The sequence below is a fragment of the Ramlibacter sp. WS9 genome (genome assembly GCF_003797765.1).
Taxonomy (GTDB): Bacteria; Pseudomonadota; Gammaproteobacteria; order Burkholderiales; family Burkholderiaceae_C; genus Ramlibacter.
In genome coordinates, this window is record NZ_RKMB01000047.1 from 1 (window position 1) to 23,469 (window position 23,469).

The window sequence follows — 23,469 nt, forward strand, 5'->3', positions numbered from 1 at the left end:
AAGGAGGAGGGAGCGGCTTGCCGCGACGGGGGACATTCGCAGCGCAGAGTGCCCCGCCGCCCCGATCCCGCCCCGCCCCGTCGATCTGGACAACGCTCAAACTTTGCCGCTGAGCCGCCGCGCGGCTTCCAGCACCGGCTTCACATAGCGCTCGTCGTAGCGGTGGCTGGGCATGGTGAGCGTCACGGCGGCGGCGATGCCGCCGTCGGCGTGGAACACCGGCGCGGAGATGCCGGCCACTTCGGCCAGGCGGTCGCCGTTGGCTGCGTGAAAACCGCGTTCGCGGATGCTCGCGAGCAACTTGCGGTCCGCCGTGCTGCCGCTCTTCGCGAACGCGGGATCGAACGCCGATAGCACGCGTCCGCCGGTGCCGCGCGACATCGGCAGGATGTCGCCGGCGCGGATGTGGTCGCGGATCGGGTGCGGTGAATCGACGCGGTACAGGCACAGCCGCACCGCGTCGGCGCCCTGGCCCTGCCGCACGTGGTACGCCGCGCTTTCGCCGGTGGCCTTCACCAGCCGCCGCAGTTCCGGCAGCACGAGGTGATCCAGCGAGAACGAGGCGGCGTAGATGGAATGCAGGCGGGCGACCTCGTTGCCCAGCGTGTAGCGGCCGTCTTCCAGCCGCTGCAGCAACCCTGCATGTTCCAGCGACGCCAGCAGCCGCAGCGCGGTGCTCTTGTACAGCCGCGTGCGCTCCGCCAGCTCGGCCAGCGGCAGGCCCGTGTCGCCGGCGCGGAAGGCGCCCAGAAGCGACAGCGCCCGGTCCACGGCCGCCGCTCCGCCGGGGGCGGCATCGGCATCGGCAACGGATTCGGTCTGGGCTTTTCTGGGCATGTTGACATCCGGGCGGCGATGCGCGAGGATTTCAATAGAAAGAATATCGTTCTATCTTACGGAATTAACAAAAGCTGCGCAAGATGACCCCGGATGTACTGATCAGCGAAGTGGGCCCGCGCGACGGCCTGCAATCCGTCAAGGGCGTGATGCCCACGGCGGGCAAGTTCCAATGGATCGCCGCGCTGCACGCGAGCGGGCTGCGCGAGATCGAGATCGCGTCGTTCGTGCCCGCCAGGCTGCTGCCGCAAATGGCCGACGCGGCCGAGGTGGCGCGGTTCGCGCTCACCTTGCCGGGCCTCACGGTGATGGCGCTGGTTCCCAACCTGCGCGGCGCGCAGGCCGCATTGGCGGCCGGCGTGCACAAGCTCACCATCCCTGTGTCGGCGAGTGCCGCGCACTCGATGGCCAATGTACGCAAGACGCGCGAAGAGATGATCGCGGAGGTGCGCAACATCGTCGCGCTACGCGACGAGACCGCACCCCAGGCGCAAGTCGAAGTCGGTATGTCCACCGCCTTCGGCTGCACGATCCAGGGTGAAGTGAAGGAAGACGAGGTGGTGTGGCTGGCGACGCTGCTGGTCGAGGCGGGCGCGGGCGAAGTGGGTCTGTCCGACACGACCGGCATGGCCAACCCCGCGCAGGTGCGGCGCCTGTTCAACAAGGTGCGCGCCGCCATCGGCGGCAAGACCGGCGCCGCGCACATGCACAACACGCGCGGCCTGGGCCTTGCCAACTGCCTTGCCGCTTACGACGTCGGCGTGCGCACCTTCGACGCGTCGCTCGGCGGCCTGGGCGGCTGCCCTTACGCGCCCGGCGCTTCGGGCAACGTCGTCACCGAGGACCTGGTGTTCATGTTCGAGGCCATGGGCGTGCGCACCGGCGTGAACATCGAAAAGCTCATCGCCGCGCGCGAGCCGCTGAAGGCCGGCCTGCCGGGCGAACCGGTGTACGGCATGACGCCCGAGGCAGGGCTGCCCAAGGGATTTCGCCCGATGACAAATGACTTTGCCGCTAGAGCGGCTCAATGACAAATGACCAACTCTCTCCCCTACGCGGGTATCCGCGTCATCGAGTTCACCCACATGGTGATGGGCCCGACCTGCGGCATGGTGCTGGCCGACCTGGGCGCCGAAGTGATCAAGGTCGAGCCCATCGCCGGTGACAACACGCGCAAACTGCTGGGGTCGGGCTCGGGCTTCTTCCCGCTGTTCAACCGCAACAAGAAAAGCATCGCGCTCGATCTGCAAAAACCCGAGGGCCGCGAGGCGGCGCTGCGTCTCATCGCCACGGCCGACATCGTCAGCGAAAACTTCAAGCCCGGCACCATGAAGAAGCTGGGGCTGGACTACGCGTCGCTCTCCAAGCTCAACGAGCGGCTGATCTACGTCAGCCACAAGGGCTTCCTGCCCGGCCCTTACGACCACCGCACTGCCCTCGACGAAGTGGTGCAGATGATGGGCGGCCTGGCCTACATGACGGGCCGGCCCGGCGACCCGCTGCGCGCGGGCACCAGCGTGAACGACATCATGGGCGGCATGTTCGGCGCCATCGGCGCGATGGCCGCGCTGGCGCAGCGCGAGAGGACGGGCCGCGGCCAGGAAGTGCAGAGCGCGCTGTTCGAGAACAACGTCTTCCTGGTGGCGCAGCACATGATGCAGTTTGCCGTCACCGGCAAGCCGGCCGCGCCGATGCCGGGACGCATTTCCGCCTGGGCGGTGTACGACGTGTTCACGGTGAAGGGCGGCGAGCAGATCTTCCTGGCGGCGGTGAGCGACACGCAGTGGGCGCTGTTCTGCGACGCCTTCGGCTTCGGCGATCTGCAAGCTGACCCGCGCCTGAAAACCAACAACGACCGAGTCAACGCCCGCGACTGGATGATGCCGATCCTGCGCTCGCGCTTGGCCGATCGCAGCGCGGCAGATCTCTCCGCGATTTTCGAGAAGAACGGCCTGCCGTTCGCGCCGATCACCCAGCCCGAAGACCTGTTCGACGATCCGCACCTCAACGCCACCGGCGGCTTGGCGCCGCTCACACTGCCCGATGGCCGCGAGACCCGTGTGCCGCTGTTGCCGCTCACGCTGGACGGCGAGCGCCCCGGCGTGCGGTCGCAGCCACCGCGGCTCGGCGAACACACGCACGAACTACTTGCCCAAGCGGGTTACAGCGCCGAGGAAATCGCCAAGCTGCAATCCGCTGAAGTCATTTGCGGCTGACTGTTGCGCCGGACCCGATGCAATCGCGCTGAAAGCTGGTCCATTTAACACTTGCATGCGCATAATCAGCGCCTATGTGTGCCCCCACGCTTCTCACTTCGTGTAGTGCGCTGCCCCCCGAGGGGGCGTCAGCCTCCTTGAGGCGGCTCGGCGGAGTCTGATGGACAAACTCAAGCAGCTGGAGTCCTTTGTTTCGGTCGCCACCCGGGGCAGCCTGACGGCCGCGGCCAAGGCCGAGGGCGTGGCACCCGCCATCATGGGCCGCCGGCTCGACGCATTGGAAGAGCGGCTGGGCGTGAAGCTGTTGGTGCGGACCACCCGCCGCATCAGCCTCACGCACGAGGGAAGCGCCTTTCTGGAAGATTGCCAGCGCCTGCTGGCCGACCTGGCCAACGCCGAAGCCAGCGTCAGCGCCGGCGGCGTCAAGGCCAGCGGCCATTTGCGCATCACGGCGCCGGCCGGGTTCGGGCGCCGCCACGTCGCGCCGCTGGTGCCCAAGTTCCGCACCTTGCATGAGGACGTGACCATCTCGCTCAACCTCAGCGACCGCGTTGTCGACCTGGCGGGCGAGGGTTTCGACTGCGCGGTGCGCGTCGGCGACCTGCCCGATTCCTCGCTGGTCAGCGTTCGCATGGCCGACAACCGGCGCCTGTGCGTGGCCACACCGGAATACCTGAAGCGCCACGGTACGCCGCAGCATCCCAACGAGCTGATGAAGTTCGACTGCCTCACGCTCTCCAGCGACGCATCGCAGACGCGCGGTTGGGCGTTTCGCGTGCCCAAGTCCGACGGCGATGAAGTGATCCACCTCAAGCCCGGTGGCCCGCTCGACTGTTCCGACGGGCAGGTGCTGCACGACTGGTGCCTGTCGGGTTACGGCATCGCCTGGCGCAGCACCTGGGAGGTGGAAAGCGAGATCGCCGCCGGCAGGCTGGCCGAAGTGCTGGCAGAATTCGCCGCGCCGCCGAATGGCATCTACGCCGTGTTCCCGCAGCGCAAGCACCTGCCGTTGCGCGTGCGGCTGTGGATCGACTTCCTCAAGCACAACTACAGCCAACCCGAGTTCTGGACCTCCTAGGAGCCCTTGCACCCATGACCCTCGAAGCCCTGCTGGCCTATGCCCACTTCCTCGCCATCCTGACCCTGGTGGTGTTCATCTCGAGCGAGGCCGCACTGTGCCGGACCGAGTGGATGAACGCGAAGGTTGTCGAGCGGCTCGGCAAGGTCGACATGATCTACGGCATTGCCGCCGGCGTGGTGCTGCTCACGGGGCTGGCGCGCACCTGGTGGGGCATCAAGGGAGCGGGCTGGTACTGGACCAACGGCTTGCTCCACCTGAAGCTCACGATGTTCATCGTGGTGGGCCTGATTTCGATCAAGCCGACGATCGTGTTCCGGCGCTGGAACAAGGAACTCAAGGCGACCGGAGCCTTGCCCGATGAAGCGCAGGTGCGCTCCACCCGCAAGCTGGTGATGATCCAGGCGCACCTGATCGCGCTGATCCCGCTGGTGGCGGTGTTCCTGGCGCGAGGGTTCGGCGGGAAGTAGCGCTTACTTCTTGGCGGATGCCGCGGGCTTGGCGGCTGCAGCCGGCTTCGCATCGGCAGCCTTGGCTTCGGCGCCCGGCTTGCCGTCTTCCATGCACTTCTTGACGTGGCTGGCCTTGGCCGCGCCCGCAAGCTTCTTCTCGGCGGCCGACGCATTGCAGGCAGCAGCGGGGTCCTTGTCGGCCACGCACTTCTTCACGAAGCTGTTCTTGGCGGCGCCGGCCAGCTTCTTGTCGGCGGCGTCCTTGTCGCACATGGCTTTCGGGTTGCTGTCGGCCACGCACTTCTTCATGAAGCTGGTCTTGGCGGCGCCCGCCAGTTTTTTCTCGGCGGCTTGGGCGTCGCAACCGGATCCGGCCATCGGGGCGCCGGCATGGCTGGCCGCATGGGCGGTGCCGAAGGTGAGCGCGAAACCGAGAGTCAGCAGGGACAGAACGTTCTTCATGGGGTACCTCTTGGGAAGTCGTGGGGAATGACCCGCACATTCCAGCACACCCCGGCTCCGGCAACAAGCGGAAGAGCCCGCCGAAGCGGGCTCCTCTAAACGTCATCGCTTGAAGATCAGGCCTTGGCCTTCAGGCACGTGCTCATGAACTGCTTTCGCTCCGCGCCCTTGAGCGACTTGGACTTGGCTTCCTTGCTGCAGGTGGACATCTTGGTTTGCTGCTTGCCTTTGGGCGCGTCGCCCGCAGCAGCCGCCTTGGCGCCGGCATCTCCGGCTGCGATCGCGCTGCCCGCGAGAAGGGTGAGGGTGAGGGCGATCATCGAATACAGCTTCTTCATGGCATTTCTCTCCTTGAGTTGGTTTCACGTCCCACATGGGACGGCTGCACAACGCCGCAGCTCATCCACTCGATGACGGCAAATCAGCCACCGGTAAAATCTCACAATGCTCCTCGTCAAACAAGAATTGCTCGGCGCCCTGGCCACCGAGCTGGAAAAACTGTTACCCGGCGCGGGAGACCGGGCCGCGTTCGAATCGCCCAAGCAGGCGGCCCATGGCGACTTCGCCTGCACCGCCGCCATGCAATTGGCCAAGCCGCTCAAGCTGAATCCCCGCCAGGTGGCCGAAAGCCTTCGCGCCGCCTTGCTGGAGGCGCAGCCGTTCCGCCAATGGGTGGAGGCCATCGACATCGCCGGGCCGGGGTTTCTCAACATCAAGCTGAAGGCCGAAGCCAAGCAGCAGATCGTCAAGGAAGTGCTGGCCGCCGGGGAAGCCTTCGGCAGCCAGCCCCAGGGCGGGCGCCACATGATGGTGGAGTTCGTTTCGGCCAACCCCACCGGGCCGCTGCACCTCGGCCACGGCCGGCAGGCCGCGCTGGGCGACGCGCTGTGCAACCTGTACGCCACGCAGGGCTGGCAGGTCCACCGCGAGTTCTATTACAACGATGCCGGTGTGCAGATCGCCACGCTGGCCAATTCGACCCAGTTGCGCGCCAAGGGCATCAAGCCGGGCGACCCGCAATGGCCCGAGAACGCCTACAACGGCGACTACATCCAGGACATCGCCGACGACTTCCTGGCCGGGAAGACCGTGAAGGCCGACGACCGCGAGTTCACCGCCAGCGGCGACGTGAACGACCTTGAGGGCATCCGCATGTTCGCCGTGGCCTACCTGCGCCACGAGCAAGACCTGGACCTGCGGGCTTTCGACGTGAAGTTCGACAACTACTTCCTCGAGTCCGGGCTGTACACCAGCGGCAGGGTCGACAGGACCGTGAAGCTTCTGGAGCAATCCGGCAAGACTTATGAGCAGGACGGCGCGCTGTGGCTCAAGTCGACCGACTACGGCGACGACAAGGACCGCGTGATGCGCAAGTCCGACGGCACGTACACCTACTTCGTGCCCGACGTGGCGTACCACATCGACAAATGGGAGCGCCGCTTCGCCAAGGTCATCAACATCCAGGGCACCGACCACCATGGCACCATCGCGCGGGTGCGCGCCGGGCTGCAGGCGGCCAACGTCGGCGTCCCGCAGGGCTACCCGGACTACGTGCTCCACACCATGGTGCGAGTGATGCGTGGCGGCGAAGAGGTGAAGCTCTCCAAGCGCGCGGGCAGCTACGTGACGCTGCGCGACCTGATCGAGTGGACCAGCAAGGACGCGGTGAGGTTCTTCCTCGCGTCGCGCAAGGCCGACACGGAGTACACCTTCGACGTCGACCTGGCCGTGTCCAAGAGCAACGACAACCCGGTCTACTACGTGCAGTACGCCCATGCCCGCATCTGCTCGGTGCTGGCCGGCTGGGGCGGCGACGCTTCGAAGCTGAAAGACGCGGATCTGTCGGCGCTGCAGAGCCCCCAGGCGTTGTCTCTGATGCTGCAGCTCGCGAAGTACCCCGAGATGCTGCGCGAAGCCGCCACCGACCTTGCGCCGCACGACGTGACGTTCTACCTGCGTGAGTTGGCCGCCACGTACCACAGCTACTATGATGCCGAGCGCATCCTGGTCGATGACGTGGCGGTACGCAACGCGCGGCTGGCGCTGGTCGCCGCGACGGCACAGGTATTGCACAATGGGTTGGCGGTGCTGGGTGTGAGCGCGCCGCGGAAGATGTAAGCCGTTCGCGGCAGGAAACGAAGCCAAGTGAAAAACAGTCAGCGTGGTTCCGTCATCGTCGGCATCATCATCGGGGTGGTGCTGGGCCTGGCCGCGGCCCTGGCCGTTGCGGTCTATGTGACCAAGGTGCCCGTGCCCTTCCTCAACAAGGGTCAGAGCCGGACGGCCGAACAAGATGCCGCCGAGGTCCGCAAGAACCGCGACTGGGACCCGAACGCACCGCTCTACGGCAAGAACCCGGCCAAGCCGCTGCCGCCCGCGCCCAGCGGGATCGCGCCTGCGCCCCCGGTGGCAACGATCCCCGCCCCGCCAGTGGCAACCGCGCCCGCTGCGAGCGTGCCCAAAGCCATTGTCAAGACGCCGGCCGCCGATCCGCTGGGCGAGCTGGCCTCGGCCCGCACCTCAGGCCCGGGGGCCGACCCGTTCTTCTACTTCGTGCAAGCGGGCGCTTTCCGCACGCCCGAGGACGCCGAGGCCCAGCGCGCCAAGCTGTCCCTCATGGGCATCGAGGCCAAGGTGACCGAGCGCGAGCAGTCCGGACGCCAGGTGTTCCGCGTGCGCGTGGGCCCGTTCGACAAGAAGGAAGAGGCCGACCGGCAAAAGGAAAAGCTGGAATCGGGCGGCGTGGAAACCGCGCTGGTTCGCGTACAGCGCTAGAACAAGCCGCGCCGGCGCCGGAACCTTCCAGCTCAGCCGGCCTCTGACCCTGCAGAAGGAGTGAATTTTTGATGAAACGACGTGAGTTTTCGATGAGCGCCGCCGGCGCCCTGGCCGCTTCGGCCCTGGCACTGCCCACCGGCGCCTGGGCCCAGAACAAGAAGCCCGAGGACGGTGTGGAGTACATGACGCTGGACAAGAAGGTCAACGTCGATGTGCCGGCCGGCAAGGTCGAGGTGATCGAGTTCTTCTGGTACAGCTGCCCGCACTGCAATGCGTTCGAGCCCAAGCTCGTGGCCTGGATCAAGAAGCAGCCGGCCGACGTGGTCATCAAGCGGGTGCCGGTGGCTTTTCGCGACGACTTCGTGCCGCAGCAGCGCCTGTACTACGCGCTGGAAGCGCTGGGCAAGGTTGAAGAACTGCACAACAAGGTGTTCCTCGCGATCCACCAGGAACGCGTGCCGCTGCAACGCGAAGAGCAGATTGCCGACTGGGCCGAAAAGCAGGGCGTCGACAAGGCCAAGTTCAAGGAGCTGTACAACTCCTTCTCGGTCTCCAGCAAGGCTCGTCGCGCGAGCCAGTTGCAGGACCAGTTCAAGGTGACAGGCGTGCCGGCGATCGGCATTCACGGGCGCTGGTATACCGACGGTGAACTGGCCCGCAACATGGACCGCGCGCTGCAAGTCACCGAGCACCTGATCGCCGAAGCGCGCAAGAAGTAGCCGCCTCGCCGATTTACTCAAGCAAAAAGCCCGCCACGCGGGCTTTTTGCTTTTGGCTAGCTACAATGCAGCAAGATTCATGCCTCTATGAAACACATCTACGCGCCCCTCCTCCTTTCGCTGGCCCTGGCATTTGGCGTGGGCGCGGCCCGGGCCGAGCGGGCCGACCGGGCCAAGCCCATGAATGTCGAAGCCGACAACCTGCGCTACGACGACCTGAAGCAGGCCAGCGTCTTCACCGGCCGGGTGGTATTGACCAAGGGCACCATCGTGATCCGCGGCGCGCGCGTCGATGTGCGGCAAGACCCGGACGGCTACCAGTACGGCGTCGTCACTGCCGAGCCGGGCAAGCTGGCGTTCTACCGGCAAAAGCGCGAGGGCGTGGATGAGTTCATCGAAGGCGAAGGCGAAACCATCGAATACGACGGCAAGGCCGACCGCGTGAAATTCATCAAGCGTGCCGAGATGCGGCGTTTCCGCGGCGCGACGCTGGCCGATGAAATGGCGGGCAGCCTGATCGTCTACGACAACACCACCGACGTTTTCAGCGTTGACGGCGGCCCTGCCAGCTCCGCGGTCGGCGGCCGAATCCGCGCGGTGCTGGCGCCCCGCCCGGGCGCGTCCGCACCCGCCGCGCCGGTGGCGGCCCCGGCCCAGCTGCGGCCGAGCACCGCGACCGACGGGGGCAAGAAGTGACCGACTCGGTTTCGGATTGGCGCAACACCGACCCATCTCCCGGCCAGAGCCGCCTGCAGGCACGGCACTTGCAAAAGAGTTATGGCAGCCGCAAGGTCGTCAAGGACGTGTCGCTCGACGTTGCCAAGGGCGAGGTGGTGGGGCTGCTGGGCCCCAACGGCGCGGGCAAGACGACATCGTTCTACATGATCGTGGGCCTGGTGCGCGCCGACGCCGGCGCGATATCGATCGACGGCCGGCAGGTGGAGCACATGCCGATCCACCGGCGCTCGCGCCTGGGCCTGTCCTACCTGCCGCAGGAAGCGTCCATCTTCCGCAAGCTCAACGTCGAAGAAAACGTGCGCGCGGTGCTGGAGCTGCAGCGCGACGCCAACGGCCAGCCCCTGTCCCGCGCCGAGACCGACAAGCGCCTGTCCGCGCTGCTGCAGGACCTGCGGGTGGACCACCTGCGCAATTCGCCGGCGCTGGCGCTTTCGGGCGGCGAGCGCCGCCGTGTGGAAATTGCCCGCGCCCTGGCGACGCAGCCGCGCTTCATCCTGCTGGACGAGCCCTTTGCCGGCATCGACCCGATCGCCGTGATCGAGATCCAGCGCATCATCGGCTTCCTGAAGTCACGCGGCATCGGTGTGCTGATCACCGACCACAACGTGCGCGAAACACTCGGCATCTGCGACCACGCCTACATCATCAGCGACGGCGCGGTGCTGGCTCAGGGAACCCCCTCGGAGATCGTGAACAACGCGGACGTGCGCCGCGTGTATCTCGGCGAACACTTCCGGATGTGACGGTGGACGGCTGTTCCCTATGAAGCAGGGCTTATCGCTTCGCGTTTCGCAGCACTTGGCGCTGACGCCGCAGCTGCAGCAGTCGATCCGCCTGCTGCAGCTGTCCACGCTCGAGCTGTCTCAGGAAGTCGAGCAGATGCTCGACGACAACCCGTTTCTCGAAGTGACGCTGGAGGAAGCGCCGCGGGAAGAGTTCGGCCTGGCGCAGGCGGATGCACCGCCGGCCGACGAATCGCACGACGGGGAATTCGCCGAGTACGCCCCTGCCTCCGCATCGTCGCCCTCCGACGACACGCGCACGGTGGCGACGGAGCCGGAGGCCGCGGCGGGCTCCGAGTCCGAACCCGAAACCAACTGGGAAGGCGACGGCAGCACGGAAGTCATCCCCGACGATGGCGAGTGGGGCGGCGATGCGCAGCCGCGCAAGAACAACCTGGGCGGCGACGAGGACGTCGACGCCACCGACCTGGCGCGTGGCAACGAGTCGCTGCAGTCGCACCTGCACCGCCAGGCCCTCAGCTTGCGCCTTGGCGAAGAGGACCGCTGCGCGCTGCGCTTCCTCATCGAATCGCTCAACGACGACGGCTACCTGGACGAAGCGCTCGAATCGTTGGCGGCCAGCCTGTCGCCGCAAGACCTCGAGCAACAGGAAGAACTGGTGCATCGCTTCACCGTCGCGCTGCGCCTGCTGCATCACCTGGAACCCGTCGGTGTCGGCGCGCGCTCTCTCGCGGAGTGCCTGAGCTTGCAGCTCAAGGCCATGCGCGCGAACGGCGATGCGCCGCCTGCCTGCGACACCGCGATCCGCATCTGCGCGCAGCCGATGGAACTGCTGGCCCGGCGCGACGTGAAACGCCTCACCCAGCTGTGCGGCGACAGTGACGCGCAGGTGCGAGCCGCGATCGGCCTGATCACCCGGCTGGAGCCCAAGCCGGGCCGCCGCTTCGTCGACGTCGAGCGCAACATCGTCATCCCGGACGTGCTGGTGACCAAGATCGGGCGCGGCGGCCAGGCGCGTTTCCGGGTGCAGCTCAATCCGGACGTGATGCCGCGCTTGCGTGTGCATGACGTCTATGCCGGCGCGCTCAAGGCGCACAAGGGTGAAGGCCACCAGGCGCTGCAGCAGCGCCTGCAGGAGGCGCGGTGGTTCATCAAGAACATCCAGCAGCGTTTCGACACGATCCTGAGAGTGTCGAACGCCATCGTCGAGCGGCAGAAGAATTTCTTCGTGCACGGCGAGTTGGCGATGCGGCCGCTCGTGCTGCGCGAAATCGCCGACGAGCTGGGCCTGCACGAGTCGACCATCAGCCGCGTCACCACAGCCAAGTACATGGCCACGCCGTACGGCACTTTCGAGCTGAAGTACTTCTTCGGCTCCGCGCTCGGAACCGAGACCGGCGGCAATGCGTCGAGCACAGCGGTGCGCGCACTGATCAAGCAGTTCGTCGCTTCGGAAAACCTGAAGAAGCCGCTCTCGGACAGCCAGATTTCCGAGATGCTGAAAGAGCAGGGCATCGAGTGCGCACGGCGCACGGTGGCCAAATACCGTGAGGCGCTGCGCATCGCGCCGGCCAACTTGAGAAAAGCCCTGTAGGCGTCTTGGCCACAAGAAAGATGTGGCCGCCTACAATTCTCGCCTCCAGCTTCTGGTTCCGAAAGCGCCTCATGCGGGTCACCCAAAAAGGCCAAGTCACTATTCCCAAGCACATTCGCGCCGCCGCCGGTATCGGGCCTGGCAGTGAGATGGAGTTTGTGGTGGAAGCTGGAAAGATCATCATCAACAAGGTGTTTGGGCCCATCAAGGGTGACAGACGCGTACAGCTCCTTCAAGCCGCGAGCCGCGCTCGGGAAACCATGCCGCGAAAGTTCCGGGCAATGAGTGCTGGCGAAATCCTGGAATTCCTGCGTCCCATCGCCCCCGAATGAACCAACTTCAACTCTTCCTGCCTTGCGCCGCCGGCGTCGAAGGTTTTCTCGCCGACGAGGTGCATCGGCTCACCGGCCTCGCGGGTGACGACCTGCTGACGGGCCGCGGTGGCGTGACCTTGCGCGCGTCGTGGCGGGAAGCGATGCGTTTGAACCTGCATTGCCGCCTGGCGCAGCGGGTGCTGGTGCAGCTGTCGCACACGCCTTACCGCGCGGAGCAGGACTTGTACGAAGCGGCGAGTGCGGTGGCCTGGGAAATCTGGTTCACCAACAAGGAAACCTTCAAGGTCGAGGTCACGGCGCAGCACAGCCCGCTCAAGAGCCTGAACTTCGCGGGGCTCAAGATCAAGGACGCGGTGGTGGACCGCTTTCGCCACAAGACAGGCGAGCGCCCCAGCGTCGAGACGCAATGGCCGCACGTGCGCCTCTATGCGCACCTGACGAGCGACCATGTCACGCTGTACATCGATACCTCGGGCGAGCCGCTCTTCAAGCGCGGCTGGCGCGAGGACAAGGGTGAGGCGCCGCTGAAAGAAACGCTCGCCGCGGCCATGATTGCCGCGAGCGGCTGGGACGGCATCGTCCCGCTCTATGACCCGTGCTGCGGCAGCGGCACCATCGCCATCGAGGCGGCCCAGGTCGCCTGCAACATCGCGCCCGGCCTGTTGCGTCGCTTCGGCTTCGAGCGCCTGCTGCCCTATCAAGCGCATGTGTGGAAGCCGATCTGGGAAGAGGCCAAGGCGCAGCAGCGGCCGCCCACCGCGCCCATCTTCGGCAGCGACGTCGCATTCCGGATGGTCGACTTCGCGCAGCGCAACGCCGAGCGTGCCGGTGTCGCCGAAGCCTTGCAGCTGCGCGGCGGCGATGCGCTGCAGCGCATGCCGCCCAGCGAAGCACCTGGCGTGATGCTGGTCAACCCTCCGTACGGTGAACGGATCGAAACGGCCGGTGTGGCCGGCAAAAGCCAAGGTGGCCGCGAGCGCGCCGAAACCGACGACGGCGGCGACTTCTTCGCCCAGCTGGCCACGCACTGGAAAAAGAACTATCCCAACTGGACGGCCTGGGTGCTCACGCCCGACCTCAAGCTGCCCTCGCGCATGCGCCTGAAGGAGTCGCGCCGCGTGCCGATGTGGAATGGCCCGATCGAATGCCGGCTGTTCCGCTTCGACATGGTTCGTGGGTCGGCCCGCAAAGATGCAGCCCCTGGTCCTTGACACCAACATCGTCCTGGATCTTTTCATCTTTGCGGATGTGCGGACCCAGGCGTTGCGCGAACACCTCGAACGCAGGGAGTTCGACTGGCTGGCCACGCATGTCATGCGCGACGAACTCGAGCGCGTGCTGGACTACACGCACATCCAGGCCAAGCTCGCGTACTACAAGCTCGACGCGAGCAGCGTCCTCGCGAGTTTCGATGCCTATGCGCGCATCGTCGAAGCGGCGCCGAAGGCGCCTGTGACCTGCAAGGACCCGGACGACCAGAAGTTCATCGACCTCGCTGTGGCGCACAAGTGCATGCTGCTGAGCAAGGACGCCGCCGTGCTGTCGATGGCCAAGCGCCTGGCCGCGCTCGACGTCCTGGCTGCGGCCGTATTGCCGGCGCTGTCCGGCGGCGATGCTGCTAAACCGCAGCCGCAAACTGCTCGGCGCGAGCCTTCGGCCAGTACATCCTGAAGACGGTGTGCTGCGCGCTGAGGTCGCGGTCCAGCAGCGAGCCCGGCGCCACCTGCGTCAGGAGGTTGGCCAGCAGCCGCACCTCCGTGTCCGTCAGGCGGCGCACGATGTGGTGGGCCGTGATGTCTTTGGGATGTTGCAGGCCGGCCGCCTGCACCAGTTCCTTCAGCGCCAGCAAGGTGCTGCGATGGAAGTTGAAGACGCGCATCGCCTTGTCCGGCACCACCAGAGCGCGCTCGCGCAATGGGTCCTGCGTGGTCACGCCGGTGGGGCAGTTGCCGGTGTGGCAGGTCTGGGCCTGGATGCAGCCCAGCGCCAGCATGAAGCCGCGCCCTGCGTTGCACCAGTCGGCGCCCAGCGCCATCATCCGTGCGATGTCGAAGGCGGTAACGACCTTGCCGGCGCAACCGATCCTGATCCGTTCACGCAAGCCCACGCCGACCAGCGTGTTGTGCACCAGCAGCAATCCCTCTTGCAGGGGCGCGCCCACGTGGTCGCTGAACTCCACCGGCGCGGCGCCGGTGCCGCCCTCGGCGCCGTCCACCACGATGAAGTCGGGCGTGATGCCGGTGGCCAGCATCGCCTTGACGATGCCGAACCACTCCCACGGGTGGCCGATGCACAGCTTGAAGCCCGTGGGTTTTCCCCCCGATAGCTCACGCAAGCGCGCGATGAAGGCCATCATCTCCAGCGGTGTCTTGAAAGCGCCATGCGACGAGGGCGAAACACAATCGACGCCGGGCGGCACTCCACGCGCCAGCGCGATCTCCTTGCTGACCTTCGCCGCGGGCAGGATGCCGCCGTGCCCCGGTTTGGCGCCCTGGCTCAGCTTGATCTCGATCATCTTGACCTGCGGCTGACGCGCATTCTCGGCGAAGCGTTCTTCGTTGAAGTTGCCCTGGTCGTCGCGGCAGCCGAAGTACCCGGAGCCGATTTCCCAGATCAGGTCGCCACCGTGCTGCCGGTGGTACGAGGAGATGGAGCCCTCGCCGGTGTCGTGCGCGAAGCCGCCGAGCTTGGCGCCCTTGTTCAGGGCCAGGATGGCATTGGCCGAGAGGGAGCCGAAGCTCATCGCCGAAATATTGAAGATGCTGCACGCGTACGGCTGCGCTGTCGTGGGACCGATCGTCACGCGAAAGTCCGACGAGGGCAGCACGGTGGGGAACATCGAATGGTTGATCCACTCGTAGCCCTGCCGGGTCACGTCCAGCTGCGTGCCGAAGGGGCGGTTGTCAGGCTCACCCTTGGCGCGCTGGTACACCAGCGAGCGTTGCGCGCGCGAGAACGGTGCGGCCTCGGTATCGCCTTCGATGAAGTACTGCCGCATCTCCGGCCGGATGTACTCGAACAGGAAGCGCAGGTGCCCGATGACGGGGTAGTTGCGCAGGATCGCATGGCGGCTCTGCCGCAGGTCGCGGATTCCCAGCAGCACCAGCGCCAGCAGCACGAGCATGACCACCAGGTCCGTCCGCATGAGCCAGACGTGCCAGGCCGACAACGCGAAGCCGATGACGCATATCGCGAAGAAGCTGTAGCGCTGCGGGTAGCGGCGGAGGAAGGGGGCCAGCATGGTGCGCGATGCCTATTTCCAGAACGCTGGCAGCACGAACAGGCGGATGAAGCCGGCGCCTTCGCCGCTGCTTTCCTGGTCGCTCACCGCCGCCACCACCAGCGACTGCCGCGGCACGACGAAGATGTACTGGCCGCCGTATCCCACTGCCGAATACGCGGGCGTGTCGGCGGTCGAAAGCGTGGGCCACCATAGGTACCCATACTCCGGCGCATCGGACAGCCGCGTGGCCACCTGCTTGCGGACCGATTCGGCCACATAGGCAGCGGGCACGACCTGGCGGCCGTTCCAGGCGCCGCCTTGGAGGTAGAGCTGGCCGAACCTCGCCATGTCGCGCGGAGTCATGTAGGCGTCGTGCGACGCGTAGCTGTAGCCTTCGTCGTCGCCAAGCCAGTTGTAGCGCGCGATCCCCAGCGGGGCGAACAGCTTCTTCTCCGCGTACTGGGCGGCGCTCATGCCCGTTCGCTCGGTGAGGATCACCGACAGCAGGTGCGACGGCCCGCTGTCGTAGTCGAACACCGCGCCGGCCACCGCCGCCATGGGCCGCTTCACGATGGTCCCGGCCTTGGACCAGCCGCCGCGTTCGTCTTTCCGCAGGCCCGATGACATGGTGAGCAGGTGGCGCACCGTCACATCGGCAAAGCGCGAGTCGCCGGCCGGCAGCATCGCCGCCGGCAGCAAGGCCGCCGCCTTCTGGTCCAGGCTCTTGATGTGGCCTTCCTCCACGGCAATGCCGACCAGCGCCGAAGCCAGGCTCTTGGCGACCGATGCGACGTTGTGCAAATCGTCGGGGCCGTAGCCTTCACGGTAGTACTCGAAGAGCAGTTCGCCATTGCGCGTGACCACGAGGCCTTTGAGGCGGGGCACTTGCGCCTTCAACGTCGCGGGCAGCGCCGCCACCCGCGCGGGGTCCAGTCCATGGGCCTGCGGCAACGCTTCCTTCCACGGCGCCGCGACGGCGCCGGGAACGGCCCTCGCGGGAATCCGGAACGGTGTTCCTTGCGCATGCACGGTGAGGGCGGCCCCGGCCAGCAGGGCGGCAGCGAGAGCGGCGACTCTCATGAGCGGCCGGCCTTTTCCAGCGGCTCGAAATCGGGGATGCCTTCTTCGACCGTGGCGGTGAAGTTGGTGCCTTTCGCCAGGTCGGTGATGCGGATCAGGTTGCGGTTGTCCTTGTGCCGCTGAAAGCGGAAGCACGTCGTCGCTCCCGAATCGAGCGTGGCGCAGCCCTGGTCACCGCCTTTCACGAACCACTTGCGGCCCGCCGGCTTCATGCCCGGTGCGACGATGAAGCCGCGGCCATCGGCACGGTAGTAGCCAGTCCAGCCCATGCTCCTGATCGTCTTGTTGGTGTAGATGTCGGCGAGATCCTTGGGGTCGTTGACGGTGATCCAGTCGCCGGCCTGGCCGAAAGCAGCGACGCAGAGCGTGCAGAGGGCGGCGAAGCAAAGGGCGTGAAGATTTCTCATGGCGACTCTTTCAGAGGATGTGAGCAGTCAGGCGAAGAATGCCCGCAAGGCCTGCGCGGTTTCGTCATGCAGTTCTTCGGGAATGAAGTGACCGGCCGGCATCGACTGCCCGGTGACGCGGCCCGCGCATTGCGCCTGCCACAGCTCGATCGGCTTGAACATCTTTCCCACCAGCCCCTTGTCGCCCCACAAGGCCAACATGTCGCAGGCGATCTTGTCGCCGCGTGCGCGGCCCTCGCGGTCGTGGTCCAGGTCGATGCCGGCGCTCGCGCGGTAGTCCTCGCAAGCGGCGTGAATCGATTCGGCGCGGCAGAAGCACCGCTCATATTCGGCCAGCGCCTCGGGCTCGATGAAGCTCAATCCGCCCGAACCGCCCCAGCCCCCGAGTTTGGTGTGCAGGTACATGCGGCTGTTGGCGCCGATCATGGTTTCGGGCAGCGGCGCGGGCTGGATCAGGTGGAACCAGTGGTAGTAGTAGCGCGCGAACGTCATGTCGGTGGCGTTGTACATGTCCAGCGTCGGGGCAATGTCGATCACGCACAGCTTGCGAACGCGTTGCGCATGGTCGAGCGCGAGGCGGTGCGCCACGCGGCCGCCGCGGTCGTGTCCGCACAGGTAGAAGCTGTCGGCGCCGAGCGTTGCCATCAGCTTCGCCATGTCCTGTGCCATGGCGCGCTTGCTGTAATTGCTGTGATCCTCCAGGCCCGGCGCCTTGCTGGAGTCACCGTAGCCGCGCAGGTCGGGCATGACGATGAAGTATTCGTCCTTCAGGCGCTGCGCCACGCGGTGCCAGATCGCATGCGTCTGCGGGAAGCCGTGCAGCAAAAGCAACGGCGGCTTGTCGCGCGCGCCGCCGTAGCGCGCAAAAATCTCCGTGCCGTCCAAGGTGAAATGCCCTTGCTCGAAACCTTCGAACCACCCCTGCTTGCCGTCGTGCATCTTCAGTCTCCGTCTTTCGATTCAAGTTCGTCAAAGGGCTTTGGGAACAGCCGCCGCCAGGAAATCGTACACCGCCCGGATGCGCCGGCTGGTTCGAATTTCGCGGTGCACCGTGAGCCAGATGGGCAATGGCGGGATCTTGATCATCGGCAGGATGGGGACGAGCTGGCTGTCGGTGCGGGCCAGGTAGTCGGCCAGGAAGCCGATGCCCAGCCCGGCGCGCACGGCCTCCCAGTAGGCGATGAGGTCGTCGCTGCGAAAGGCAAAAGCTTCGCGCCCGACCGGAAAACCCCACGCCGCGAAGCCACGCAGGATGGCTTCGTCCTTGTCCGTCCCCACCAGCTCGTGGCTCGCCAGATCGGCCATCTGGCGCGGCACGCCGCGGCGGCGCAGGTAGTCGCGGTGCGCGTACGTGCCGAGCGTGATCTTGGCGATGCGCTTGACCACCAGCGTCGACTGCTCGGGCTGCACCATGCGCAGCGCGATGTCGGCCTCGCGCCGCAGCAGGTTGCTCACTTCGTTGCTCGCGACGAGTTCCACCTGGATTTCCGGCAGCGCGACGCGCATCTGCGCGAGCACGGCCGGCAGGACGAAGCAGGCGACCGGCTGGCTTGCCGTGATGCGCACCGTGCCCGAGACACCCGCCTGCGCGCCGGACACACTGCGCGCCAGCTGGTTCGCGCCGTCTTCCATGGCGCGGGCGGAATCGGCCAGGCGCAGCGCCGTCTGCGTGGGCAGCAGGCCGCGGCCGGTTCGCTCGAACAGCACCGCGCCCAGCTGCGCTTCGAGTTCGGCGACGTGCCGACCGAGCGTCGGTTGGGTCGAACCCAGGGCGCGTGCGGCGCCCAGCAGGCTGCCGTGGTCGAGCGCGGCAAGAAAGGAGCGCACCAGGCTCCAGTCGAAATTGCTATTCATTCGTGCATATCTGGTATCGGCAGATAGGCAATTGTGGAATACCGGCGGAGTTTCCACAATCACTCATCGCACCGAACCGCCAGGAGCCTGAAATGCCGCAATACTCTTCCGTCCTCATTCTCGGAGCCCGTGGGCGCTTCGGCCAAGCCGCCGCCCGTGCCTTCGCGCAAGCCGGCTGGACGGTTCACGCCCAGCTGCGGCCCGGCGCCACCGGCCCGCAGATCGCGGGGGTGCAATGGCTGCATGCGGATCCGTCGGACACGGCCACCCTTGCGAGGCACGCAGCGGGCGCCGATGTCGTCGTGCAGGCATTGAGCCCGCAATACACGCACAAGGCCTGGCGCGTGGAAGTGCCCCGCCTCACGTCGGCAGCCATTAACGTGGCGCGCGCGCTCGGCGCCACGCTGATGCTGCCGGCCAGCGTCTACAACTTCGGCGAAGCCATGCCGACCGTGTTGCGCGCAGACACGCCGCAGGAAGCAACGACCTTCAAGGGCCGCATGCGCATTGCCAGTGAGCAGCAGATCCGCGAGGCGACGCAGGACGGCCGCATGAAAGCCGTGGTGATCCGCAGCGGTGACTTCTTCGGCAGCGGCACCGGATCGTGGCTGGACCTGGTGATGGCGAAGGGCCTGAAGGCCGGCAAGTTGACCTATCCGGGCAAGCTTAATGTGCCGACGGCCTGGGCTTATCTGCCGGACATGGCACGGACTTTCGTCGCGGTGGCGCAGCGGCGCCATAGCCTGCCCGCGTTCGAAACCCTGCACTTCGGCGGCTACCACCTCACCGGCCGCGACTGGATCGCCGCGCTGACACCGATCGCGCGTGAGCAAGGATGGCTGTGCGCCGGCGCGCCGCTGCGCGCGGCTTCGCTTTGGTGGCCGCTGGTGGGCGTCGCCAGCCTGTTCGTGCCGACGGTCGCGGCGATGTGGGAGATGCGCTACCTGTGGCGCAGGCCCTATCGCCTCGCAAATGACCGGCTGATCGAGCTGATCGGCGCGGAGCCGCAAACGCCGTTTCCGCAAGCGCTGCGCGCTGCGCTCAGTGAGCTGGACTTGATGCAGGACAAGCCGGCGGCCGGCCACGCGTCCATGATGTTGCAACGCTGAAGGGAATCACCATGGACCGTCGTCAATTCATCCGCGTCGCCGGCGGCGGCGTGATCGCCTCGGCCGTGTTGCCGCTGGCCGGCTGCGCGCTGTCCGGCGACTACCCGGCAGAGGCCGTGCAAGCCTGGAAGGGCCCCGGCGAAGAGGCCGACGTGCGCCGCTGGGTGCTCGGCTACGCCATCCTCGCGCCGCACTCGCACAACCTGCAATCCTGGCTGGTGGACCTGGGCCGTCCCGATGAGATCACGCTGTACTGCGACCTGACGCGGCTGCTGCCCGAGACCGATCCGCTGTCGCGCCAGATCATGATGAGCCACGGCACGTTCGTCGAACTGCTGGACCTCGCGGCGCGGCAAAAGGGCTTGCGTGCCGACGTCGAGCTGTTCCCGCAAGGCGAGTTCGGTCCCGCGCAATTGGACAAGCGCCCGGTCGCCCGCATTCGCCTCGTGCCGGACGCTCGCGTCAACCCCGACCCGCTGTTCGGCCAGATCCTGCTGCGGCACACCAACCGCGAAGCCTACGAGCCGCGCGAACCGGTGCCGGCGGCGTTGCAGGCGATCACGGACAGCGTGGCGAGCCATCGCATCCGCGTGGGCTTTGCCGGTTCAGCCCAGCCCGAGCAGCTGCAGAAGCACCGTGCCATCGCCAGCGAGGCCTGGCGCATCGAGCTGGTGACACCGCGCACGATCATGGAGTCGTACAAAGTGCTGCGTGTCGGCCCGGCCGAGATCGCGCGGTACCGCGACGGCCTGTCGATCAATACGCCCATGGTGCGTGCGCTCACCACGCTGGGCTTGTTCGACCGCAGCAAGGCGCCGGGCCCCCATGATGCCGCCACCACCGGCCAGATCAAGGACTTCAACGCGAAGATCACCACCACGCCGGCGTTCTTCTGGCTCGTCACCGAGGGCAACGACCGCAAGACCCAGGTGAACGCTGGCCGCGCCTACGCACGCGCACAGCTCGCGGCCACGGCTCAAGGCTTGGCCATGCAGCCGCTGTCGCAGGCGCTGCAGGAATATCCCGAGCAGGCCAAGCTTTATGCCGGCATCCACGCGCTGGTGGAAGCGCCGCAGCCCCGGTTCACGGTGCAGATGTGGACAAGGCTGGGCTACGCGCCACCGGTGCAACCCGCGCCGCGGCGGGGTGTGGATGCGCACATCGTCACGGCGTGAACGCGTTCAATCTCGACAGCAAGCCGACGAGTGCATGATCGACCGTTGCCGCGCGCACCGCCGCGCGATCACCGTCGAAGCGCTTCGTTTCGCTGGAGAGCAGCCCATCGATCATGAAGCCGAACCACACCGTGCCCACCGGCTTCTCCGGGCTGCCGCCGGTGGGGCCGGCGATGCCCGTCACCGCCACGCTCACCCTCGCTCGCGAGTGGCGCACGGCGCCGAAGGCCATGGCACGCGCGACGACTTCACTGACTGCGCCGTGTGTTTCGATCAACGCCGCGTCCACGCCCAGCATCTCGGTCTTGGCTTCGTTGGAGTAGGTGACGAAGCCGCGCTCGAACCAGTTGCTCGACCCGGCCAGGTCAGTGCACGCGGCGGCGATCATGCCGCCCGTGCAGCTCTCGGCCGTGGCGAGCATCCAGCCGTTGTCCTGCAGCACGGCCGCGAGTTGTTGTGGCAGCGCCGTGTTCACCATGCCCTCCAGGCCGCGATCACCAGGAGCGTGCAGAAGCCGGCGACCAGGTCGTCGAAGATGATGCCGAAGCCGCCGCGCCAGCCGAAGCCGTGGAACAGGTCATCGGCCCACGCCACCGGGCCGGGCTTGACGGCGTCGAACAATCGGAACAACAGAAATGCCACGAGCTGGCCCACAAGTCCCGCCGGCATTACCAACCACAGCACGATCCAGAAGGCGATGACTTCATCCCAGACGATGTTGCCCGGGTCGAGGATGCGCATGCGCGATGCCGTCACGGTGCACGCCCACCATCCAATGGGCAGTGATGCCGCGATCACCCAACCAATCGCCTCCGGCGCCAGCCAGTTTTCCATCGCGAGGTAAGCAACCCACGCCCACAGTGTGCCGGCGGTGCCGGGCGCGACCGGAGACAGGCCCGAGCCAAAGCCCAGCGCGATCATGTGGGCCGGGTGCGAAAGCATGAAGCGCAAAGTGGGCCGCCTCATCGGCGGATGCACCGGCGGGTTGAGCGGCGGATCAAGCGGCGCGGTCATCGTGCCTTGGCCTTCGCGACGGTGGCCGTCTCGGCGAACCATTCGGCCCAGTAGTCGATGCAGGTCCTGATCTTGGGAAGGCGATGGCGTCCGCCGGCGGTGACGGCGTAAACCGGCACGGGGCCCCGATCGACGATCTTTTCCATCACCGGAACCAGGAGTTTCTGCGCCACCAGCACGTCTCCCACCAGCGTGGCCAGCCGGCCGATGCCCAGGCCCTGCAGCACCATGGTGGCGGCCATGTTGGTGTCGTTGGTGCGCCAATGGCCTTCGGCCTGGACCACCGATGCCTTGCCTTTGATGATGAACGGCCACTGATTCAGCATGGTCGCCGCGCTGTTGGTGATGAGGCGATGCGCCTTCAGGTCTTCCGGCTGCGCGGGCAGCCCCGCCGCCTTGACATAGGCAGGCGCTGCGTACAGGCCGCGCCCCAGCGTGCCGATCTGCCGCGCCACGACGGTGTCGGGCAGGTTGGTGACGGTGCGGATCGCGATGTCGATGCCGTCGCGCGCCATGTCCAGCAGGCGGTCGCCCACTTCGAGCTCGACCTGCAGCCGCGGATGCCGCTGGGCCAGGCCGTGCAGGCTGGGCACCAGCTGGTACTGGGCGATCACGGTGCTGGCCGCAACCCGTACCAGGCCGCCGATCTCGCGCGACTTGTTGGCGAACTCGCCTTCGAGCTCGTCGAGTGTGACCGTCATGCGGTCGCAGTACTCGCGGAAGGTGTGGCCTTCGGGCGTGAGCGACAGGCCGTGGGTTGAGCGATGGATCAGGCGCGCCCCGCAGGCCTTTTCGATGCGCGACAGGCTGCGGGAGATCTGGCTCACCGGCACGTCGCGCTCGCGCGCCACGGCCGACAAGGTGCCCAGTTCGGCCACGCGCGCGAACAGGTGCATATCGTCGAACTGGAGGTCCCGCATGGGGCAATGGTAACCACCGGCGCCCCGGCCTCTTTGCAGCCGTTGCAACACCCATTTGCGCGCGGTGCCGTTTCGCAAAGCGCGCGTCTTTCCTAAAGTCCACTCACCCGAGCAAGAACCGAAAGGACAGCACCATGACCCACCTCAACCACCCGGCCGAATACAACCGGCTGATGGAAACCGCGAAGAAGCGCGCGTCGGAACTGCGGGGCGACGCCATCGACGACCTCTGGGCGCAAGCCGGCGAAGGCGCGCGCCACGCGTTGCGTTCGGCCAACCGGCTTGCACACAGCATTGCCCGCCACGCCCGGCTGCGCCGCCACCTGGGAGCCTGAACGTGCCCACGTTGAACCTGAAATCCGCGCCGCCTACGAAGAGTTGGAGCGGAAGGTGGCAAGCGTTCCGGCCTGAGGGTTGTCATTGCGGGATTGCCCCACTGTTGCCCGAAGTCTGATCTCATCGAAGCGCTGCACAGCGACCGTGTGCGGCGCCATGGACGCCGGGTGGCCGATGCAGCGAATGTCCCCCGTCGGCCTACGGCCTTCCTCCTCCTTTATTTCGCCGCATCGGCCACCCGGCATCCATGGGGGACCCAGTTGGCGCGCGACGGTCGAATACCAACAACCTTCCCGGATCGGGGTGGTGGGGCGCTCTGCGCAGCGAAATAAAGGAGGAGGGAGCGGCTTGCCGCGACGGGGGACATTCGCAGCGCAGAGTGCCCCGCCGCCCCGATCC

General features: G+C 66.6%; 27 protein-coding genes. 16 read left to right on the forward strand and 11 right to left on the reverse strand.

Annotation, left to right across the window (positions count from 1 at the left end; translation table 11 throughout):
- Window positions 1-96: 96 nt before the first annotated feature.
- A complete protein-coding gene (locus tag EEB15_RS31560; RefSeq protein ID WP_141513960.1) occupies window positions 97-837 on the reverse strand; it encodes an IclR family transcriptional regulator in 741 nt (246 codons plus the stop codon).
- Window positions 838-920: 83 nt separating this feature from the next.
- On the opposite strand from EEB15_RS31560, the gene EEB15_RS31565 reads away from it, so the two are divergent.
- The 4 genes from EEB15_RS31565 (at window position 921) to EEB15_RS31580 (ending at window position 4,601) form a co-directional block, all read left to right on the forward strand.
- Complete coding sequence (locus EEB15_RS31565) at window positions 921-1,868, forward strand: hydroxymethylglutaryl-CoA lyase (protein WP_141513961.1); 948 nt, start codon at window positions 921-923, stop codon at window positions 1,866-1,868.
- Between the two features lie 3 nt (window positions 1,869-1,871).
- Window positions 1,872-3,053 (forward strand): CaiB/BaiF CoA-transferase family protein, encoded by a 1,182-nt coding sequence (locus EEB15_RS31570; protein WP_141513962.1) that lies wholly within the window; start codon window positions 1,872-1,874, stop codon window positions 3,051-3,053.
- 160 nt (window positions 3,054-3,213) lie between these two features.
- On the forward strand, window positions 3,214-4,131 hold the full coding sequence (locus EEB15_RS31575; protein WP_141513963.1) for a LysR family transcriptional regulator: 918 nt from the start codon (window positions 3,214-3,216) through the stop codon (window positions 4,129-4,131).
- A 14-nt stretch (window positions 4,132-4,145) separates the two neighbouring features.
- Window positions 4,146-4,601 carry a DUF2214 family protein gene (locus tag EEB15_RS31580; protein WP_141513964.1) on the forward strand — a complete coding sequence of 152 codons (456 nt, stop codon included), beginning with the start codon at window positions 4,146-4,148 and terminating at the stop codon, window positions 4,599-4,601.
- A gap of 3 nt (window positions 4,602-4,604) precedes the next feature.
- On the opposite strand, the gene EEB15_RS34690 is transcribed toward EEB15_RS31580, so the two are convergent.
- Window positions 4,605-5,045 (reverse strand): hypothetical protein, encoded by a 441-nt coding sequence (locus tag EEB15_RS34690; protein ID WP_199236685.1) that lies wholly within the window; start codon window positions 5,043-5,045, stop codon window positions 4,605-4,607.
- A gap of 116 nt (window positions 5,046-5,161) precedes the next feature.
- Window positions 5,162-5,383, reverse strand: coding sequence for a PsiF family protein (locus tag EEB15_RS31590; protein ID WP_141513965.1), 222 nt, complete (start codon window positions 5,381-5,383; stop codon window positions 5,162-5,164).
- Between the two features lie 106 nt (window positions 5,384-5,489).
- Between EEB15_RS31590 and argS the strand changes: the two genes are divergently transcribed.
- From argS to EEB15_RS31635, 9 genes are all read left to right on the forward strand, one after another.
- Window positions 5,490-7,163, forward strand: coding sequence for an arginine--tRNA ligase (gene argS / locus EEB15_RS31595; RefSeq protein WP_141513966.1), 1,674 nt, complete (start codon window positions 5,490-5,492; stop codon window positions 7,161-7,163).
- A gap of 27 nt (window positions 7,164-7,190) precedes the next feature.
- Window positions 7,191-7,820: an SPOR domain-containing protein gene (locus EEB15_RS31600; protein ID WP_141513967.1), complete on the forward strand. Its 630-nt coding sequence runs from the start codon at window positions 7,191-7,193 to the stop codon at window positions 7,818-7,820.
- Window positions 7,821-7,891: 71 nt separating this feature from the next.
- On the forward strand, window positions 7,892-8,542 hold the full coding sequence (locus EEB15_RS31605) for a thiol:disulfide interchange protein DsbA/DsbL (RefSeq protein WP_141513968.1): 651 nt from the start codon (window positions 7,892-7,894) through the stop codon (window positions 8,540-8,542).
- 87 nt (window positions 8,543-8,629) lie between these two features.
- Window positions 8,630-9,238, forward strand: a complete 609-nt coding sequence (gene lptA, locus EEB15_RS31610) for a lipopolysaccharide transport periplasmic protein LptA (protein ID WP_141513969.1) — start codon at window positions 8,630-8,632, stop codon at window positions 9,236-9,238.
- A complete protein-coding gene (lptB, locus tag EEB15_RS31615) occupies window positions 9,235-10,023 on the forward strand; it encodes an LPS export ABC transporter ATP-binding protein (RefSeq protein ID WP_141513970.1) in 789 nt (262 codons plus the stop codon). Before lptA ends, lptB begins: the two co-directional genes overlap by 4 nt.
- A gap of 19 nt (window positions 10,024-10,042) precedes the next feature.
- Window positions 10,043-11,617, forward strand: coding sequence for an RNA polymerase factor sigma-54 (locus EEB15_RS31620; protein ID WP_141513971.1), 1,575 nt, complete (start codon window positions 10,043-10,045; stop codon window positions 11,615-11,617).
- A 71-nt stretch (window positions 11,618-11,688) separates the two neighbouring features.
- On the forward strand, window positions 11,689-11,949 hold the full coding sequence (locus EEB15_RS31625; RefSeq protein WP_141513972.1) for an AbrB/MazE/SpoVT family DNA-binding domain-containing protein: 261 nt from the start codon (window positions 11,689-11,691) through the stop codon (window positions 11,947-11,949).
- Window positions 11,946-13,163: a class I SAM-dependent RNA methyltransferase gene (locus EEB15_RS31630; protein ID WP_141513973.1), complete on the forward strand. Its 1,218-nt coding sequence runs from the start codon at window positions 11,946-11,948 to the stop codon at window positions 13,161-13,163. The genes EEB15_RS31625 and EEB15_RS31630 overlap by 4 nt, the downstream gene beginning before the upstream one ends.
- Complete coding sequence (locus EEB15_RS31635) at window positions 13,144-13,623, forward strand: putative toxin-antitoxin system toxin component, PIN family (RefSeq protein ID WP_141513974.1); 480 nt, start codon at window positions 13,144-13,146, stop codon at window positions 13,621-13,623. Before EEB15_RS31630 ends, EEB15_RS31635 begins: the two co-directional genes overlap by 20 nt.
- On the opposite strand, the gene EEB15_RS31640 is transcribed toward EEB15_RS31635, so the two are convergent.
- From EEB15_RS31640 to EEB15_RS31660, 5 genes are read right to left on the reverse strand one after another with little or no spacing between them, the layout of a single operon-like run.
- Window positions 13,571-15,193: an FMN-binding glutamate synthase family protein gene (locus EEB15_RS31640; protein ID WP_141513975.1), complete on the reverse strand. Its 1,623-nt coding sequence runs from the start codon at window positions 15,191-15,193 to the stop codon at window positions 13,571-13,573. The two genes, EEB15_RS31635 and EEB15_RS31640, sit on opposite strands and share 53 nt — an antisense overlap.
- 12 nt (window positions 15,194-15,205) lie before the next feature.
- Window positions 15,206-16,255 (reverse strand): serine hydrolase, encoded by a 1,050-nt coding sequence (locus tag EEB15_RS31645; protein ID WP_141513976.1) that lies wholly within the window; start codon window positions 16,253-16,255, stop codon window positions 15,206-15,208.
- Window positions 16,252-16,662 (reverse strand): hypothetical protein, encoded by a 411-nt coding sequence (locus tag EEB15_RS31650; protein ID WP_141513977.1) that lies wholly within the window; start codon window positions 16,660-16,662, stop codon window positions 16,252-16,254. Before EEB15_RS31650 ends, EEB15_RS31645 begins: the two co-directional genes overlap by 4 nt.
- A 27-nt stretch (window positions 16,663-16,689) precedes the next feature.
- Window positions 16,690-17,601 carry an alpha/beta fold hydrolase gene (locus EEB15_RS31655; protein WP_141513978.1) on the reverse strand — a complete coding sequence of 304 codons (912 nt, stop codon included), beginning with the start codon at window positions 17,599-17,601 and terminating at the stop codon, window positions 16,690-16,692.
- A 30-nt stretch (window positions 17,602-17,631) separates the two neighbouring features.
- Window positions 17,632-18,516, reverse strand: coding sequence for a LysR family transcriptional regulator (locus EEB15_RS31660; protein WP_141513979.1), 885 nt, complete (start codon window positions 18,514-18,516; stop codon window positions 17,632-17,634).
- Window positions 18,517-18,608: 92 nt separating this feature from the next.
- Between EEB15_RS31660 and EEB15_RS31665 the strand changes: the two genes are divergently transcribed.
- Together EEB15_RS31665 and EEB15_RS31670 are read left to right on the forward strand one after the other, a co-directional pair.
- The gene (locus EEB15_RS31665; RefSeq protein ID WP_141513980.1) at window positions 18,609-19,625 is read left to right on the forward strand and encodes an NAD-dependent epimerase/dehydratase family protein; all 1,017 of its coding nucleotides are present in this window, start codon (window positions 18,609-18,611) and stop codon (window positions 19,623-19,625) included.
- An 11-nt stretch (window positions 19,626-19,636) separates the two neighbouring features.
- Entirely contained in the window at window positions 19,637-20,800 is a 1,164-nt protein-coding gene (locus EEB15_RS31670; protein ID WP_141513981.1) for a twin-arginine translocation pathway signal protein, read from the forward strand.
- Here the strand turns inward: EEB15_RS31670 and EEB15_RS31675 are convergent.
- From EEB15_RS31675 to EEB15_RS31685, 3 genes are read right to left on the reverse strand one after another with little or no spacing between them, the layout of a single operon-like run.
- Window positions 20,790-21,275: a CinA family protein gene (locus EEB15_RS31675; protein WP_255466390.1), complete on the reverse strand. Its 486-nt coding sequence runs from the start codon at window positions 21,273-21,275 to the stop codon at window positions 20,790-20,792. The genes EEB15_RS31670 and EEB15_RS31675 overlap by 11 nt on opposite strands.
- The gene (locus EEB15_RS31680; RefSeq protein WP_233259706.1) at window positions 21,272-21,814 is read right to left on the reverse strand and encodes a phosphatidylglycerophosphatase A; all 543 of its coding nucleotides are present in this window, start codon (window positions 21,812-21,814) and stop codon (window positions 21,272-21,274) included. The genes EEB15_RS31675 and EEB15_RS31680 overlap by 4 nt, the downstream gene beginning before the upstream one ends.
- Window positions 21,811-22,734, reverse strand: coding sequence for a LysR family transcriptional regulator (locus EEB15_RS31685; protein WP_141513983.1), 924 nt, complete (start codon window positions 22,732-22,734; stop codon window positions 21,811-21,813). Before EEB15_RS31685 ends, EEB15_RS31680 begins: the two co-directional genes overlap by 4 nt.
- A gap of 134 nt (window positions 22,735-22,868) precedes the next feature.
- On the opposite strand from EEB15_RS31685, the gene EEB15_RS31690 reads away from it, so the two are divergent.
- Window positions 22,869-23,069 (forward strand): hypothetical protein, encoded by a 201-nt coding sequence (locus tag EEB15_RS31690; protein WP_141513984.1) that lies wholly within the window; start codon window positions 22,869-22,871, stop codon window positions 23,067-23,069.
- Window positions 23,070-23,469 lie beyond the last annotated feature (400 nt).